Source organism: Streptomyces sp. NRRL F-6492 (assembly GCF_001280125.1).
Classification (GTDB): Bacteria; Actinomycetota; Actinomycetes; order Streptomycetales; family Streptomycetaceae; genus Streptomyces.
This window is the reverse complement of record NZ_LGEG01000226.1, coordinates 40,562-57,212: the sequence shown is the minus strand read 5'-3', so window position 1 is coordinate 57,212 and position 16,651 is coordinate 40,562. Positions and strand designations below refer to the sequence as shown.

At 72.9% G+C, this 16,651-nt stretch carries 10 protein-coding genes; 3 read left to right on the top strand and 7 right to left on the bottom strand.

Going from position 1 to position 16,651, the window contains the following annotated elements; translation table 11 throughout:
* Positions 1 to 127: 127 nt before the first annotated feature.
* Complete coding sequence (locus ADL08_RS21715; protein ID WP_053645508.1) at positions 128 to 1,123, bottom strand: glycosyltransferase family 2 protein; 996 nt, start codon at positions 1,121 to 1,123, stop codon at positions 128 to 130.
* A gap of 251 nt (positions 1,124 to 1,374) precedes the next feature.
* Between ADL08_RS21715 and ADL08_RS21710 the strand changes: the two genes are divergently transcribed.
* The 3 genes from ADL08_RS21710 (at position 1,375) to ADL08_RS21700 (ending at position 7,317) form a co-directional block, all read left to right on the top strand.
* Positions 1,375 to 2,985 (top strand): hypothetical protein, encoded by a 1,611-nt coding sequence (locus ADL08_RS21710; RefSeq protein ID WP_053645506.1) that lies wholly within the window; start codon positions 1,375 to 1,377, stop codon positions 2,983 to 2,985.
* 277 nt (positions 2,986 to 3,262) lie between these two features.
* Positions 3,263 to 6,115, top strand: a complete 2,853-nt coding sequence (locus ADL08_RS21705) for a bifunctional glycosyltransferase/CDP-glycerol:glycerophosphate glycerophosphotransferase (protein ID WP_199837056.1) — start codon at positions 3,263 to 3,265, stop codon at positions 6,113 to 6,115.
* Positions 6,115 to 7,317, top strand: coding sequence for a glycosyltransferase family 4 protein (locus ADL08_RS21700; RefSeq protein WP_053645502.1), 1,203 nt, complete (start codon positions 6,115 to 6,117; stop codon positions 7,315 to 7,317). Before ADL08_RS21705 ends, ADL08_RS21700 begins: the two co-directional genes overlap by 1 nt.
* 131 nt (positions 7,318 to 7,448) lie before the next feature.
* Here ADL08_RS21700 and galE read toward each other — a convergent pair whose 3' ends face one another.
* The 6 genes from galE to ADL08_RS21670 all read right to left on the bottom strand — a co-directional run bounded on the left by galE (position 7,449) and on the right by ADL08_RS21670 (position 16,516).
* Positions 7,449 to 8,441, bottom strand: a complete 993-nt coding sequence (gene galE, locus ADL08_RS21695; protein ID WP_053645500.1) for a UDP-glucose 4-epimerase GalE — start codon at positions 8,439 to 8,441, stop codon at positions 7,449 to 7,451.
* 15 nt (positions 8,442 to 8,456) lie between these two features.
* Positions 8,457 to 10,103: a glycosyltransferase family 2 protein gene (locus ADL08_RS21690; protein ID WP_053645498.1), complete on the bottom strand. Its 1,647-nt coding sequence runs from the start codon at positions 10,101 to 10,103 to the stop codon at positions 8,457 to 8,459.
* Between the two features lie 84 nt (positions 10,104 to 10,187).
* Positions 10,188 to 11,627: a GTPase ObgE gene (gene obgE, locus ADL08_RS21685; RefSeq protein WP_053645497.1), complete on the bottom strand. Its 1,440-nt coding sequence runs from the start codon at positions 11,625 to 11,627 to the stop codon at positions 10,188 to 10,190.
* Positions 11,628 to 11,733: 106 nt separating this feature from the next.
* On the bottom strand, positions 11,734 to 11,988 hold the full coding sequence (gene rpmA / locus ADL08_RS21680; protein WP_010041940.1) for a 50S ribosomal protein L27: 255 nt from the start codon (positions 11,986 to 11,988) through the stop codon (positions 11,734 to 11,736).
* A 13-nt stretch (positions 11,989 to 12,001) separates the two neighbouring features.
* Positions 12,002 to 12,322, bottom strand: a complete 321-nt coding sequence (rplU, locus tag ADL08_RS21675; RefSeq protein ID WP_018487143.1) for a 50S ribosomal protein L21 — start codon at positions 12,320 to 12,322, stop codon at positions 12,002 to 12,004.
* Positions 12,323 to 12,571: 249 nt separating this feature from the next.
* Positions 12,572 to 16,516: an Rne/Rng family ribonuclease gene (locus ADL08_RS21670; RefSeq protein ID WP_053645494.1), complete on the bottom strand. Its 3,945-nt coding sequence runs from the start codon at positions 16,514 to 16,516 to the stop codon at positions 12,572 to 12,574.
* Between the last annotated feature and the right edge of the window lie 135 nt (positions 16,517 to 16,651).

Here is a 16,651-nt window from a genome sequence, read left to right as displayed (position 1 = left end):
TCCCCCTGTACCCGCCGCTCCCGCCCGCGCGCCTCACCCTGTACCCGCCGCTCCCGCCCGCGCGCCTGTCCCCGCTTCCGCCGCTCCCGCCCGGCGGGGCCGGTCGCCCCGCCGCCCCCCGCCCCCATCAGCGCTCCCTCTCCGCCGTGGTGACGCGGATGCGTTCGGCGGCGGCGCGTTCGGCGGCCGCGCGGCCGAAGGAGCGGTGGGTCTCCTTCACGAGGAAGTGCGGCCGGCGCTTGGTCTCGTAGTAGATGCGGCCGATGTACTCGCCGATCAGCCCCAGCATCACCATCTGCACGCCCCCGAGCCCCACGATGATGGCGACCAGGGTGACGTAGCCGGGGGCGGTGACGCCCTGGGAGAGGGCGGCGGCGGTCACCCAGACCGCGTACACGGCGGCGAGGCCGGTCAGCATCATGCCGAGCCAGAGGGCGATGCGCAGCGGACGGTTGTTGAAGGAGATCAGCCCGTCCATGCCGTAGTTGACCAGCGAGCTGAACTTCCACTTCGTCTCGCCGCCCTCGCGCGCGGCGTTCTGGTAGTCGAAGGTGGCGGTGTCGAAGCCGATCCAGGAGAACAGCCCCTTGGAGAAGCGGTTGTACTCGGGCAGCGAGAGCAGGGCGTCGACGGCAGGGCGGGAGAGCAGCCGGAAGTCGCCGACGCCGTCGGTGAGTTCCACGTCCACCCAGCGGTTGACGGCCCGGTAGTAGACGCGGCTGAGGGCGCTGCGGATCCTCTTGTCCCCGTCGCGGGTGCGCCGCGCCATCACCTGGTCGTGGCCCTGGTGGTAGAGGTCGAGCATGCGTCCGAGCAGCTCGGGCGGGTGCTGGAGGTCGGCGTCCATGATGACCACGGCGTCGCCCGCGGACTTGCGCAGGCCCGCGAGCATGGCGGCCTCCTTGCCGAAGTTGCGGCTGAAGGAGGCGTACTGGGTGCGGTGCGGGTGGCGGGCGGCGATCTCCCGCAGCTTGCCCAGCGTTCCGTCGGAGCTTCCGTCGTCCACGTAGCAGATCTCGTAGCCGACCGGGAGGGTGTCGAGCACCTGGCGCATCCGCGCGTCGAACCGCTCGACGACGTCCTCCTCGTTGAAGCAGGGGACGACGACGGAAAGCCTGGTCATGGAACGGTCACTCCAGAGAGATGGGCAAGCGTACGTCCTGAAGGACCACCACCGAACTCGCCTTCGAGCAGCGGGGCCACGGTACGGAGCGACGGTGGCGACCCGGCGTCCCGCGAGTGGCCGCCCCCGGTCGGCATGTCGTCCATGCAGCAAAGCATGGGGGCAAGATATTGGTATACGCGGCATTTTCACTCGCCGGTCACCCATAGGGGCGACCGGGGGAGACCTCGGGCCAGGGGGATCGATCACCGGTGAGCAGGACGACCATCTCGGAGCGCGGCGAGGCACGCATGCCGGAGGACGGAGCGGAGGGCGGGACCGCCGGGAGGGGCGGCCCCTCCCGGGCCCCGGGCGCGGTCGCGCTCGTCGTCGCCGCCGGAGCGGCGGCGCTGCTCTCGGTCGGCGCCTTCCTCGGCCTCTACGCGCGCCCCACGTCCGACGACTGGTGCGCCCTCTGGAAGGCGCGGGACATGGGCGTCCTGGGGATCACCTCGGACTTCTACCTCACCCAGAACGGCCGCGTCACCAACGCCTTCCTGACCGGCCTGGTCTACTCCGACGGCATGCGGGGGCCGAAGCTGCTGCCCGCCTTCCTGGTGGTGGCGCTGGGAGCGGCGCTGTTCCTCCTCGCCCGGGAGGCGCTGCGGGCGCTGCGCCTGCCGTTCCCGGCGGTGGCGACCGCGGCGGCGGTCCTGGTCCTCGAAGCGCTGCTGTTCTTCGCGGGAACCCGCTCCTACCAGGTGCTGCTCTGGGCCCCGGCGACCATCTCCCACACCCTGCCGAGCGTGATCGGCCTCTGGGCCGTGCTCGGCGCCGTGCGGGCCGCGCGCGGCGGGCCCCGGGCCCGGACCGTCTCGGCGGGCGGGGCCCTCCTGGCCGGGACGGCGGTCGGCATGCTCAGCGAGCCGTTCGCCCTGGTGGGCGGGGTGGCCGCGGTCGCCGTCGGGCTCATGTGCCTGCCCCGGTTCGGATGGACGAAGGACCGGTACGCGTCGACGTGGTGCGCGGCGGCCTGTCTGGGGCTCGCCGCGGGCCTGCTCCTGCTCTCCACCTCGCCCGGTGCGCGGTGGCGGCGCGCCCAGCATCCGCCGGAGCCGCTGTCGGCGGCGGAGGTGGGAGAGACGTTCCACGACTGGTGGCGCGTCTGGCAGACCGTCGGGGGCCAGTGGGCGTACCTGGGGGCCGTCACCGCGGGGGTGCTCCTGGGCCTGGGCACGGCCTTCCTCGGCGCCCGCGCCCGGACCCGCGCCGGCACCCGGGCTCCCGCTCGCACCCGTCCCGCCGCCGGACCGTCCCGGCGCCCGGTGCTCCTGGTCGCGGCGCTCTCGCCGCTGCCGCTGATCGCCCTCGCGAGCCTGGCCGTCGTCTACGGGCTGCGCAGCGGCTACGGCGTGACCGGCTGGACGTACGCCCGCACCTGGACGAGCTTCCTCGTCCCGCTCCTGCCGGTGCTCTGCGCGTACGGCACCGGCCTCGGCCTCCTGCTGGGGCGCCGCCTCACCGCCCCCTCCGACGGCGCCGGCCCCGGCGGCCTCCTCAGTCCCGGCGCCCCCGCCCCCCGGATCGCGGCCGCCCGCGTCGCGGTCCTCGTCGCCGCCGGCGCGTCCACCGTCGTCTGCGTCGCCGCCCTGGTGTCCCCGGTGCGGGACCTGACGACCGCGACCGTGGCCCGGAGCCTGGCGTGGGACCGGCAGGACGCCCGCATCCGCTCCGAGGCCGCGGACGGCGCCCGCGAGGTGGCCTACCGCCCGCTGCCGATCGGACGGCTGGCCGAGCCGTTCTTCACCACCGCCTATCCGAGGGACTGGGTGGCCCAGTGCGCCTCCCGGTACTACGGCGTGAGCCGCGTCACCCGGTCCTGAGGAGGTCCGCCCCTCGGTGGGACGTGTTCCCGATCACCCGGTCAGACGGGGTGTGGGGGCGTCTGCGGTAGATTCTGGCGACATGTGCGGGCGTCGGTGACATCCCGCCGTACGGCGGGATTCCGGCCCCGCCCCACCGGTTGCGGCGCATTCGCTTGCGAACCGGTAACGATGGGGGACGAGCGCCTCCGCCCCGGCCGGAGGCCTGGCCGAACGGCTTGCCGACACCAGGTAGCTTGGGGGTGTCTGAAGGAATGAAAAGTGGATCGAGGTGCCAGTGCCTGACGTCTCAGTGATCGTCATCGCCTACAACGATGCGGAGCGTCTTCCGGCTGCTGTCCAGTCCGTACTGGACCAGACCCTGAAGAGCGTCGAAGTGGTGATCGTCGACGACTGCAGCAGCGACGACACCTTCACGGTCGCCCAGAACCTGGCAGCGGCGCACCCCGACCTGGTCCGTGCGTACCAGCTGCCCGAGAACAGCGGAGCGGGCGGTGAGCCCCGCAACGTCGGCATCGGCCACGCGCGGGGCCGCTACGTCATGTTCCTCGACAGCGACGACGTGTTGGAGCTCAACGCCTGCCTCAACATGGTCTCGGCCGCCGAGGAGACCGGGGCCGACATGGTCTCGGGCCTGTGCGTGCGCCTCCACAAGGACACCGCCAACCAGAAGCGCGACGAGTGGTACGCCTGGCTCTACCGCCAGACGCGCACGATCGAGTCGGTCGCCGAACTCCCCGACCTCTTCGTCTGGGACACGCTCTCGACCAACAAGTGCTACCGCCGCGACTTCCTCCTGGAGAACGACCTCCGCTTCCCCAAGGGGATGTTCTACGAGGACCTGATGTTCATCGCGGAGGCGTACCTCGCCGCGAAGAAGATCACCCTCATCCCGAACCAGGTCTACTTCTGGCACGTCCACCAGAACGCCCAGGTCAAGTCGGTGACCAACCGCCGGCACGAGATGACGAACTACATCCACCGGCTGGAGATCCACCGCCGGATCGACGCGCTGCTCGACGAGCACGGCATGGACGTGCTCCGGCAGGCGAAGGACGTCAAGTTCCTCAAGCACGACCTGGTCCTGCACCTCCGCGACCTGCCCTTCCGTGACGAATCCTTCCGCCGCGAATTCGCCGAGCTCTCCCGCGACTACCTCCAGGGGCTGGACCGCGAGGCGTACTTCAAGGCCCAGCGGATCCAGTCGATCTGCGCGTACCTGCTGGAGAAGGGCGACTGGGACAACCTGCTGCCCGCCGTGGACACCCTGTTCCACCGCGACAAGGTGTCCGCCCCGCTCTTCGAGGAGGACGAGCGCGTCTACTGGTGCGCCGAGCACCTCGACGACGAGTTCGGCCGCAAGGTCCTGGACGTCACCGACTTCGGGTACCACAGGAAGCCGATCAACAAGCTCTTCCTGCGCAACCTGCTGACCACGTACGAGCAGTCCGGGGGCACCGTCCGGCTCTCCGGCCGGATCAACAACCCGCTCGGCGTCATTCCGTCGGAGGCCCGGCTCAAGGGACAGCTGGAGTTCCGGGCGCGCCGCCGCAGCCTGCAGACCTTCGTCTTCCCCGTCCGGACGATCCGCCACGAGGGCCGGAGCGTGTACTGGGAGGCCGAGGCCGACCTCGGTGCCGGACTGCGCCCGCTCGGCGTCATCGACTCCGTCTGGGACGTCCGGCTCGACCTGGACGTCGACGACAAGCGCACCCGGACCCGGCTCACCATCGAGGACCCCGACCTCGGCGGCGAGGCGTTCCCGATCAAGCCCCGGCTGACCCGCCTGGTCGCCGACCGCATAGAGCCGCACGCCACCGCCAAGGGCCACCTCGCCTTCCGCCTGGTGTCCAGCCGGCAGAACAGCGATCGGATCCAGGAGCTGATCCGGCGCGGGGTGCGCGGCAAGCCCGGCAAGCTGGCGAAGTCCGGCTACCGCAAGGCCAAGGAACTGCGCAAGACGCTCAAGTCCGACGAGACGAAGCTGCGGCTCTACCACGAGGTCTACAGCCGGCTGCCCGTGAAGAAGCGGACCGTCGTCTTCGAGAGCCACCTCGGCAAGCAGTACAGCGACAGCCCGCGCGCGATCTACGAGGAGATGGTCCGGCAGGGCCTCCAGTTCGACGCCGTCTGGTCGTACTCGGGGACGCCGACCGGCTTCCCCGAGGGCGTCGAGCTGGTGCGCCGCTGGTCGATGCCGTATCTGAAGGCCCTGGCGCGGGCCGAGTTCTGGGTGGACAACCAGAGCTACCCGCTCCGTCTCGCCAAGCGCCCCGAGACCACGTACATCCAGACCTGGCACGGCTCCGCCCTGAAGAAGATGGGCTTCGACCAGCCCTCCCTCAAGGCGAAGACCCGTCAGCAGCAGGCGTCGGAGCAGAGGTACCTGGACCGCTTCGACCACTTCCTGGTGCGCACGGAGCACGACGTCCGCACGCTGGCCAAGGCCTTCCGGCTGAAGGACCGGGTGCTGCTGCGCGCCGGCTACCCGCGCAACGACGTGCTCGTCCAGGCGCGGCTGCGCGAGGAGGAGACCGGCTCCCGGGGCCGCGGACCGCTCGCCGAGGAGCTGGGCATCCCGGCGGACAAGACCGTCCTGCTGTACGCCCCCACGTTCCGCACGGCGGGGCGCGGGGCGAGCCGCTTCCAGCTGCCGTTCGACGTGGAGGCCTTCGCCGAGGAGTTCGGCGACCGCTACGTCCTGCTGGTGCGCGCGCACTACCTCAACCACGTGACGCTGCCGCCCGAGGTCGAGGGCAAGGTCATCGACGTCTCCAAGTACCACGACGTGATGCCGTTCATGGAGCTCGCCGACGCCCTGATCACGGACTACTCCTCCGTGATGTTCGACTACGCGCTGCTCGACCGGCCGATGCTCTTCTTCACGTACGACTACGAGAACTACGTCCACGAGGGCCGGGGCACCTACTTCGACCTCCTGGAGAAGGCCCCCGGGCCCGTCTTCCGCACGGAGGACGAGTTCTTCGAGGAGCTGCGGAGCCTGGAGGCGCAGGACCGGGAGTACGCCGACGTGCGCAAGGCCTTCGTCGCCGAGTTCGGCGAGTACGACCGGGGCAACGCCGCCAAGACCGTCGTCGATCAGTTCTTCTCGTCCCGGTGGAGCCGTTGATGTCCAACCCGACCAGCACCCTGACGACCGAGCCCGGGACCGCGCGGAACGCCGGCACGCGGGACATCTTCATCGTCTCCAACAGCGTCGACGAACTGGGCGGCATCACCAGCTGGTCGCACCAGGTCGCCCGCCTCTTCTCGGAGCGCGGCCACACGGTCCACGTGGTGGGCGTGGTCCCCGTCCCCGAGAACCGGCGCGCCGACCTCGGCGACGACCTGCCCTACCGCACCACCACGCTGTACGACGTCCACCCGCCGAGCCTGAAGTCGCTGCGCGGCCTCAAGGGCAAGCTCGACCTGGTCGAGCGCCGGCGCAGGGCCGCGCGCGAGGCGGGCATGGCCGAGCAGGCCGCGAAGCTCACCCGGCTGTTCCGGGCCGCCCGTCCCGGCGCCGTCGTCATCGTGACGCAGGTGTGGGCGATGGAGTGGGTCGCGCTCGCGGACACCTCCGGCCTGCGGGTGATCGGCATGAGCCACGAGTCCTTCCAGACCTGCCGCGCGTCCTCGCGCTTCCACCGGGTCAAGAAGTACTACAAGGGCGTCGACCGGATGCTCACGCTGACCCGTGAGGACGCCGACCTGTGGATCGGCCAGCGCTTCGACAACGTCTCCTCCATGCCGAACCCGCTGCCCTTCTTCCCCGAGGAGCCGTCCCCCCGCACCGCCAAGCGGGTGGTCAGCATCGGGCGGCTGCACGAGGAGAAGGGCGTCGACATGCTGCTCGACGCCTGGGCCGAGGTGGCCCCGCGCCACCCCGACTGGACCCTGCGCGTGTACGGCTCCGGCGAGGAGGAGGAGACGCTCAGGCAGCAGTGCGAGAGCCTGGGCGTCACCGGCTCCGTGGAGTGGATGGGGCGCACCAGCGACGTCGCGGGCGCGCTCCGGGAGAGCTCGCTCTTCGCGCTCTCCTCGCGCGGCGAGGGCTTCCCCCTCGCGCTGATGGAGGCCATGGCCACGGCCGTGCCCTGCGTCGCCTTCAACGTGGCCCCCGGTGTCCGGGAGATCATCACGGACGGCGAGAACGGCCTCGTCGTGTCGCCGGGCAACACGAGCGAGTTCGCGCGCCGGCTCGACGAGCTGATGTCGGACAAGGACCTGCGGGACGACATGGGCGAGCGCGCCCGCGCCGACATCCAGCGGTACTCGGTCGACGAGGTCATGAGCCGCTGGGAGAACCTCTTCGCCCTCCTGAGCGACTAGGTCCGAACGACCGGGTCCGCGCGACCGGGTCCGCGAAAAGCACTCACGGGAACGCCCGGCCGGATTCTTCCGGCCGGGCGTTCCCGTGTACGGGTACGGGTACGGGTACGTCGTCGGTGACGGCGGGCCGGTCAGCCGCCGACGGGGACCGCGCGGTTCGCGACCCAGCCGGCCCAGGCCGAGCCGATCATGTCGCGCACGTCGTGGCGGGACTTCCAGCCCAGCTCGGCGGCGATGCGGTCGGCGGAGGCCACGACCCGGGCGGGGTCGCCGGGACGGCGCGGGGTGACGAGGGGCTCGGTGGTGTGACCGGTGATCTCGTTGATCAGCGCGACCATCTCGGTGACGGAGACGCCCTCGCCGCGGCCGATGTTGACGGTCAGGTCGCGCGGCTCGCCCGCCTCGGCCCACTCCGCGAGCTTGCGCGCGGCGACGAGGTGCGCGTCGGCCAGGTCCTCGACGTGGATGTAGTCGCGGACGCAGGTGCCGTCGGGGGTGTCGTAGTCGTCGCCGAAGACCCGCGGGGACTCCCCCGCGTCCAGGCGCTCGAAGACCATCGGGACCAGGTTGTAGACCCCGGTGTCCGCCAGCTCGGGGGTCGCGGCGCCGGCCACGTTGAAGTAGCGCAGGCAGGCCGTGGAGATGCCGTGGGCGGCGCCCGCCGCGCGGACCAGCCACTCGCCCGCCAGCTTCGTCTCGCCGTACGGGCTCAGCGGCAGGCACGGGGTCTCCTCGGTGACGAGGTCGACGTCCGGCATGCCGTAGACGGCGGCGGAGGAGGAGAAGAGGAAGTTGCGCACGCCCGCGGCGGCGACGGCCTCCAGGAGGACCGTGAGGCCGGTGACGTTCTCGCGGTAGTAGTGCAGCGGCAGTTCGACGGACTCGCCGACCTGCTTCTTGGCGGCGAGGTGGACGACGCCGGTCACGCCGTGCTCGGCGATCGTGCGGTCCAGGACCTCGCGGTCGAGCGTCGAACCGACCACCAGGGGCACGCCCTCCGGCACCCGCGACTCGTCACCCGTGGACAGGTCGTCGAGGACGACGACCCGCTCACCCGCCTGTGTCATGGCGCGGACCACGTGCGAGCCGATGTATCCGGCGCCACCGGTGATCAGATAAGTCATAGCGCCCCAACCCTTTCACTGAGAACTGCGGACGAGCCGGCGGATCCGCGCTCCGACCGCCCGGAAACCGTCCCGGGCACCGGGCGCGATCCGTACCGCCAGTGAGCCGTTCGCCGTGGCGTACTGCTGCACCAGAAGTACACCGTACCGGCTGCTCGGGAGGACCGACCGCCGCTGGGATCCGTCCGGCGGCCGGAGCGAGGTGGTGTACGACTCGCCGTTCGCACAGGTCACCGTGGCGGTGACGTCCCACATCTGGACGCCCTGGCGGCCGCGCCGCCGCCCGGCTCCGGCGAGGCCGGTGAACCGGACGGGGACCCGGGCCGTCCAGCCGCCCTCCGTCCCCTCCGCCCCGGTCGCGGGGCTCAGTTCGACCCGCTCGGTACGGGCGGGCTCGGCGTCTCCGCGCGGCAGGAAGGCGAGCTCGGCGATGCGGGGGCGGGCCTCGGCCAGCCGTCCGTACAGGTCCCGCACCGTGAAGCGCAGGTCGCCGCCGTCACCGGTGCGCAGGACGGCGTCGACGACGAGCGGCAGCTCGTCCAGCGGGAGCCGGTCCATGCCGTCGAGGCGGGCCTCCGGCAGGTCCTCGGACCAGACGGCGGCGGCGCGGGTGCCGGCGTACGGCGGGAGCAGCCGGGCCGGGGCGGCGCACAGCCGGGACAGCCGGAGCAGGTCGCGCGGCTCCTCGGCGGCCAGCAGGAAGCGGGCGGCCCAGCGGGCGGGGGCGACGGCGGCGGAGATCTCCGGCTCCCGGAAGCCGGCCAGGTGCTCGCGGGTGACCGTCCACCACTCGGCGCGGTGGTCGGCGTCGCGCAGCCGCAGGTCCCTGGCGTACATCCGCAGGTCGTGTTCGAGGAACTTGGTGCGGCAGGCGGCGGCGAGTTCCGTCCGTCCCGCCTCCGCGAAGGTCTCGACGGCCGCGCGGTGGGCGGCGATCCGGGCCCGCCAGTTGGAGACGCCCTGCCGGTCGAGGGAGATCGACAGCCGGGCGGCGGTCCGGCGGACGTGCCAGACGTAGACGGTGTCGGGGATCACGGCGACGCGGGGGGCGGCGGCGTACACCCGGGCGGTGAAGAGGAAGTCCTCGTAGACGAACCGGCCGTCGGGGAAGCGGATGCCGTGCGCGTCGAGGAAGGCGCGGTCGTAGACCTTGTTGACGCAGAGGGTGTCGTGGACGAGGGGGCGCAGCTCCTCCGGCGTCTCCAGGACGGCCGGTTCCCGGTAGAGGCCGGGCTGCCAGCGCACGTCCCTGCCCTCGGGGAGTTCACGGCGCACGCAGACGCCGACGGCGACGGGGGCCCGGTGCTGCTCCGCCGCGGCGACCAGGGCCTCGGCGGCGCCGGCCGGCAGGACGTCGTCGCTGTCGAGGAACATGACGTACGGGGCGGTGGCGGCCCGGACGCCGTCGTTGCGCGGGGTGCCGCAGCCGCCGCTGTTCTCCGTGCGGTGCACCACCCGCAGCCGGGGGTGCAGGGCGGCCAGCTCGTCGAGCACCCGCGCCGTGCCGTCGCCGGAGCAGTCGTCGACCGCCACGACCTCGGCCACCACGGGCCCCTGGTCGAGCGCGGACCTGATGGCTTCGCCGACCAGCTCCTCGTCGTTGTGGGCGATGACGACGACGCTGAGCCTGCCTGCGGTCTCGGGCGGGGGAACGGTACTCACGGTCAGGATCCTACGGGAGCCCCCCGGCCCGGCCCGCGGCCGGCCGAGGGGCTCCCCACCCCGTCGGAACGGGGCGGGGGTCCGTCAGAACGGGTTGAACTCGTCGAACTCGCGCTGCGGGTCGGCGCGCTCCGCGTCCCGGTCCCGGCGGCGCTGCGCCGCGGGCCGCGGGGCCTCCAGACGGTGGTCCTCGCCACGGCGGCCGAGCATCTCGGCACCGGCCATCATGCTGGGCTCCCAGTCGAAGACGACCGCGTTCTCCTCGGAGCCGATGGCGACGCCGTCGCCCGCGCGGGCGCCCGCCTTCATCAGGGCGTCCTCGACGCCGAGGCGGTTGAGGCGGTCGGCCAGGTAGCCCACGGCCTCGTCGTTGTTGAAGTCGGTCTGGCGGACCCAGCGCTCCGGCTTCTCGCCGCGCACCCGGTACACCTCCTCGGCCTCGTCGTAGGTGACCGTGAAGCCGCTCTCGTCGACGGCCTTCGGGCGGATGACGATCCGGGTCGCCTCCTCCTTCGGCTTGGCCGCGCGCGCCTCGCCCACGATGCCGGCGAGGGCGAAGGAGAGCTCCTTGAGACCGGTGCGGGCCACGGCGGAGACCTCGAACACCTGGTAGCCGCGCTCCTCCAGGTCCGGGCGGATCATGTCCGCGAGGTCCTGGCCGTCCGGGATGTCGATCTTGTTGAGGACGACGATCCGGGGCCGGTCCTCCAGGCCGCCGTACTGCCTCAGCTCCTCCTCGATGATGTCGAGGTCGGAGACCGGGTCGCGGTCGGACTCCAGCGTCGCCGTGTCCAGGACGTGGACGAGGACCGAGCAGCGCTCCACGTGGCGGAGGAACTCCAGGCCCAGGCCGCGGCCCTGGCTGGCGCCCGGGATCAGGCCCGGGACGTCGGCGATGGTGTAGACGGTCGAGCCGGCGGTGACGACGCCCAGGTTCGGGACGAGCGTGGTGAAGGGGTAGTCCGCGATCTTCGGCTTGGCGGCCGACAGGACCGAGATCAGCGAGGACTTGCCGGCGCTCGGGTAGCCGACGAGGGCCACGTCGGCGACGGTCTTGAGCTCCAGGACGACGTCCCGGGCCTCGCCGGGCTCGCCGAGGAGCGCGAAGCCGGGGGCCTTGCGGCGCGCGGAGGACAGCGCCGCGTTGCCGAGGCCGCCGCGGCCGCCCTGGCCCGCGACGAAGGTGGTGCCCTGGCCGACCAGGTCCGCGAGGACGTCGCCCTGCTTGTCGAGGACGACGGTGCCGTCGGGCACGGTCAGGACCAGGTCCTGGCCGTCCTTGCCGGAGCGGTTGTCGCCGGCGCCGGGCTGGCCGTTGGTGGCCTTGCGGTGCGGGGAGTGGTGGTAGTCCAGGAGGGTCGTGACCGCCTGGTCGACGACCAGGATCACGTCGCCGCCGCGGCCGCCGTTGCCGCCGTCGGGTCCGCCGAGCGGCTTGAACTTCTCGCGATGGACGGAGGCGCAGCCGTGGCCTCCGTTACCCGCGGCGACGTGCAGCTCGACGCGGTCCACGAAGGTGGTCATGGGGGTGCCTCCATTTATTACGTACGGAATGTCTATCTAGTAACACGCGAAAGGCGGACCCGCTTCCCTTGCCGGGAAGTGAGGTCCGCCTCCGCGAAAGATCCGATCAGGCGACCGGAACGATGTTCACGACCTTGCGGCCACGGTGGGTGCCGAACTGCACCGAACCGGCCTGCAGGGCGAACAGCGTGTCGTCGCCGCCACGGCCGACGCCCGCGCCGGGGTGGAAGTGGGTGCCACGCTGGCGGACCAGGATCTCACCCGCGTTGACGACCTGACCGCCGAAGCGCTTCACGCCGAGCCGCTGGGCATTGGAGTCGCGCCCGTTCCGGGTGGACGATGCGCCCTTCTTGTGTGCCATGTCTCAGTCCCTCTTACTTCGCAGCCGCGGGGATACCGGTGACCTTGATCGCCGTGTACTGCTGACGGTGACCCTGGCGACGGCGGTAGCCGGTCTTGTTCTTGTAGCGCAGGATGTCGATCTTGGCGCCCTTGTGGTGGTCCACGACCTCGGCCGTGACCTTGATGCCGTCCAGGACCCACGGGTCGCTGGTCACGGCGTCGCCGTCGACAACGAGCAGGGTCGAGAGCTCGACCGTGTCGCCAACCTTGGCAGTGGAAATCTTGTCAACCTCAACGATGTCGCCGACAGCAACCTTGTGCTGGCGACCACCGCTGCGCACGATGGCGTACACGCGGATCTCTCTCTCACTCGGGATCGAAACCTCTGAAGCCAGCCGCTCACACGGGCCCGGGGGCCCGCGGCGTTCCGGAATCGGACGAGCGGCCTCTCCCGACGAGCGGGAGGGAGGTGCTCAGAGGCGCGGCGTCTCGACAGACACGCCGACGGTCTAGGTTACGGGCGGTCGACACCGGGGGTCAAATTCGCCCGAGCGGTACGGGCCGCCCCCTCCGCGACGGAGGGGGCGGCCCGTACCCGCCGGTCAGTCCTGGGCCGGGGCGGAGGTCTTCTCCGCCGCCTTCTTGGCCGTGGCCTTCTTGGCGGTCGTCGTCTTCTTCGCCGCGGTCTTCTTGGTCGCCGCCGTCTTCTTGATGGCGGCCTTCTTGGCCGTGGCCTTCTTCGCCGTGGTCTTGCGCGCCGCCGTCTTCTTGGCGGGGGCGGGCTCGGCCTCGGCCTCGGTGGCGCCGGTCTCCTCGGCCGGGGCCGCGGCGACCACGACGACGGCGGCCTCCTCGGCGCCCGCGGGCGAACCGGCCGGGGCGGTGGCCTTGCGGACCACCCGGCGACGGGCGCGCGGCGGGGCGGCCACGGGGGCCTCCTCGGCGGCGGGCCCGGCGGCCGGCTCCGGGGCGGACTCCTCGGCCGCGACGGGCTCCGGCTCCACGACGGGCGCCACGACGGCCTCGGTCTCCACGACGGTGACCGGCTCGGCCGACTCCGTGGTCGAGACGACCGGGGAGGTCGCCCGGCGGGTGGCACGGCGGCGGCCGCGCGGGGCCGGGGCGGCGGGCTCCTCGACCACGGCCCCGGTCACGACCTCGGCCTCGACGGGAGCGGGCTCGACGGCCTCGGGCCCGGCGGCCGGCTCGGCGACGGGCTCGGCCACGACGGCCTCGGTCACGGTCTCGACGACCGGGGCCGGAGCGGCCGGCGTCGAGGCGACCGGGGCGGTCACCCTGCGGGTCGCGCGCCGGCGGCCGCGACCGCGCGTGGCGGCCGCCTCCGCCTCGGCGACGGAGCCGTACAGCTCCTCGTCCGGGGCGATCGGCTCCGGCAGGGCCACCGGGGCGGCCAGCTCCGCGGCGACCTCGGCCTCGGTCTCGACCTCCTGGACCTCGGCGTCGGCGCCGGACTCCACGGCCTCGGCGTGCTCGTGCTCGTGGGCGTGCCCCTCACCGCCGCGGCCGCGCTTCTTCGCGCGCTTGCCGCCGCCACCGCCGCCGGGGGTGGTCGGCTGCTCCATGTGGACGATGACACCGCGGCCGTTGCAGTGGACGCAGGTCTCGGAGAAGGACTCCAGGAGGCCCTGGCCGACCCGCTTGCGGGTCATCTGGACCAGGCCGAGCGAGGTGACCTCGGCCACCTGGTGCTTGGTCCGGTCCCGGCCCAGGCACTCCAGGAGGCGGCGCAGCACCAGGTCGCGGTTGGACTCCAGGACCATGTCGATGAAGTCGATGACGACGATGCCGCCGAGGTCGCGCAGGCGCAGCTGGCGCACGATCTCCTCGGCCGCCTCCAGGTTGTTCCTGGTGACGGTCTCCTCCAGGTTGCCGCCCTGGCCGGTGAACTTGCCGGTGTTGACGTCGACGACGATCATCGCCTCGGTCTTGTCGATCACCAGCGAGCCGCCGGACGGCAGCCAGACCTTGCGGTCGAGCGCCTTCATCAGCTGCTCGTCGATCCGGTACGTCGCGAAGACGTCGACCTCGCTGGTCCACTTGGACAGGCGGTCGGTCAGGTCCGGGGCGACGTGGCCGACGTACCCGTGGATGGTCTCCCACGCGTCGTCGCCGCTGACGATGACCTTGGAGAAGTCCTCGTTGAAGATGTCGCGGACGACCCGGACGGTCATGTCCGGCTCGCCGTAGAGCAGCGTCGGGGCGTTGCCGCTCTTCGCCTTCTTCTGGATGTCCTCCCACTGCGCCTGCAGGCGCTCGACGTCGCGGCGCAGCTCGTCCTCGCTCGCGCCCTCGGCGGCGGTGCGCACGATGACGCCCGCGTCCTCGGGGACGATCTTCTTGAGGATGGTCTTCAGGCGCGCGCGCTCGGTGTCGGGGAGCTTGCGGCTGATGCCGGTCATCGAGCCCTCGGGCACGTACACGAGGTAGCGGCCGGGCAGGGAGACCTGGCTGGTCAGACGGGCGCCCTTGTGACCGATCGGGTCCTTCGTGACCTGGACGAGGACCGACTGGCCGGACTTGAGGGCGGACTCGATGCGGCGCGGGCCGTGACCCATGCCGAGCGCCTCGAAGTTGACCTCGCCGGCGTACAGGACGGCGTTGCGGCCCTTGCCGATGTCGACGAAGGCGGCCTCCATGGACGGCAGGACGTTCTGGACCTTGCCCAGGTAGACGTTGCCGACGTACGAGGTGGCCTGCTCCTTGTTGACGTAGTGCTCGACGAGCACGTCGTCTTCCAGGACGCCGATCTGGGTGCGCTCGCCGCTCTGGCGGACGACCATGACGCGCTCGACGGCCTCGCGGCGGGCGAGGAACTCGGCCTCGGTGATGATCGGGACGCGGCGGCGGCCCTGCTCGCGGCCTTCGCGGCGGCGCTGCTTCTTGGCCTCCAGACGGGTCGAGCCCTTGATGGACTGGACCTCGTCGGCGCCGGTGCCGGGCTCGGCCTTCTCGCGGGCCGGGCGGGGCTCGCGGACCTTGACGACCGTGCGGACGCCGTCCTCGTCGCCCGACTCGGCGTCGGCGGAGGCGTCCCCGCTGCGACGGCGGCGACGGCGACGGCGACGGGAGCTGCTGGAGCCGCCGGCGAGGGCGTCGGCGTCCTCGGACTCCTCCTCGCCGTCCTCGGTCTCCTCGGACTCGTCCTCGGCGTGCGGCTCCTCGCCCTCCTCGGTCTCCTCGACCTCGGCGAGCTCACCGCGCCGGCGGCGGCGGCCGCCGCGGCGACGGCGGCGGGAGGGACGGTCCTCGTACTCGTCCGTCTCCTCGGCCTCCTCGACCTCGTCGGCGGCGGCCTCGACCTCGGGCTCGTCGGCGACGGTGGCCGGGACGGGCTCGACGGCGACGGGCTCGCCGCGACGACGGCGACGGCGGCGGGAGCCGGACTCGGGCCGCTCGGCGCCCTCGGCGGGCTCGGCGGTCTCCACGGCCTCGACCGTCTCGACGGTCTCCTCCGTCTCCTCGACCTCGTCGGTCTCCGGCTCCGCGGGCACGGCGGCGGCGGCCGCGGCGGCCGTCTCCGGGGTCTGGAACATCGGCTCGGCGAACACCGGGGCCTGGAAGACGGCGACGGCGGGACGCGCGGCGCGGCGCGGCTCACGGGCCGGGGCCGGCTCGGAGGTGAACTGCGGCGAGGTGACGCGGCGGCGGCCACGGCCGCGCGTGGCGGCGGTCTCGGCGGCGGCGACCTCGGTCTCGTCGGCGGCGATCTGCGCGACGGCGGCCTCCGGCAGCGACTCACCGGTGACGGACGCCTCGGCGGCCTGCGTCTCGGCGGCCTGCGTCTCGGCGGCCTGCTCGGGCGCGGCGCTCGCCTCGGGGGAGGTGGCCTTGCGGGTGGCCCGGCGGCGGGTGCGCGGCGCGGGCGCGGCCTCGGGAGCGGCCTCGGCCGGGGCGGTCCCGGCGACCGGCTCGGCGACCGGCTCGGCGGCGGGGGCCGCGACGGCGGGCTCCGCCGTCTCCGCGGCGGGCGCGCCGGCCGGCGCGGTGGCCTTGCGGGTGGCACGGCGGCGGGTACGGGCCGGCGGAGCGGCCTCCTCGACGGCCTCGGCGGCCGGCTGCTCGGCGACGGCCGGCGCGGCGGTCTCGGGAGCGGCGGTCCCGGCGGCCTCGGCCGGGGAGGTCACCGGCGCGGTGGCCTTGCGGGTGGCGCGGCGGCGGGCCGGGCGTGCCGGAGCGGCCTCGGGGGCCTCCTCGGCGGCCTCGGGCGCGGTCTGCGCGACCGGCTCGGGCGTCTGCGCCGGGGTCTCGGCCGCCTCCACCGTCTCGGCCGTCTCCGCGGCGGGCGCGGTGGCCTTGCGGGTGGCGCGGCGGCGGGTGCGCGGCGCGGGCGCGGCCTCGGGAGCGGTCTCGGCGACCGGCTCGGGGGCCGTCCGGGCGACCGCGGCGGGCTCCGGCGCGTCGGCGGCCGGGGTCTCGGCGGTCACGTCCGTCACCGGCGGACCGGCGGGGCGGGAAGCGGCGCGGCGCCTGCGGCGCGGCGGCAGCTTGTCACCGGGGGCATTGGTGTCTTCGTTGGTCTCGGGCATGCGGGGTTCTCCCGTCACGCTCCCGGGCGCCGCGTCTGGTTCCGGTCCGGCGGCACGGTCACGCCTGTGGCGAGGTGCCGCCGTCCGGGGCGCGGGCGCCGCACGGGAGCTGTATGTCTGGCTCGCCGGTTCCGT

Bases quoted from the DNA above. Each gene is read 5' to 3' on its own strand.
- ADL08_RS21715 (WP_053645508.1), bottom strand. From the start codon at position 1,123: ATGACCAGGCTTTCCGTCGTCGTCCCCTGCTTCAACGAGGAGGACGTC.
- ADL08_RS21700 (WP_053645502.1), top strand. From the start codon at position 6,115: ATGTCCAACCCGACCAGCACCCTGACGACCGAGCCCGGGACCGCGCGG.
- galE (WP_053645500.1), bottom strand. From the start codon at position 8,441: ATGACTTATCTGATCACCGGTGGCGCCGGATACATCGGCTCGCACGTG.
- obgE (WP_053645497.1), bottom strand. From the start codon at position 11,627: ATGACCACCTTCGTGGACCGCGTCGAGCTGCACGTCGCCGCGGGTAAC.
- rpmA (WP_010041940.1), bottom strand. From the start codon at position 11,988: ATGGCACACAAGAAGGGCGCATCGTCCACCCGGAACGGGCGCGACTCC.
- ADL08_RS21670 (WP_053645494.1), bottom strand. From the start codon at position 16,516: ATGCCCGAGACCAACGAAGACACCAATGCCCCCGGTGACAAGCTGCCG.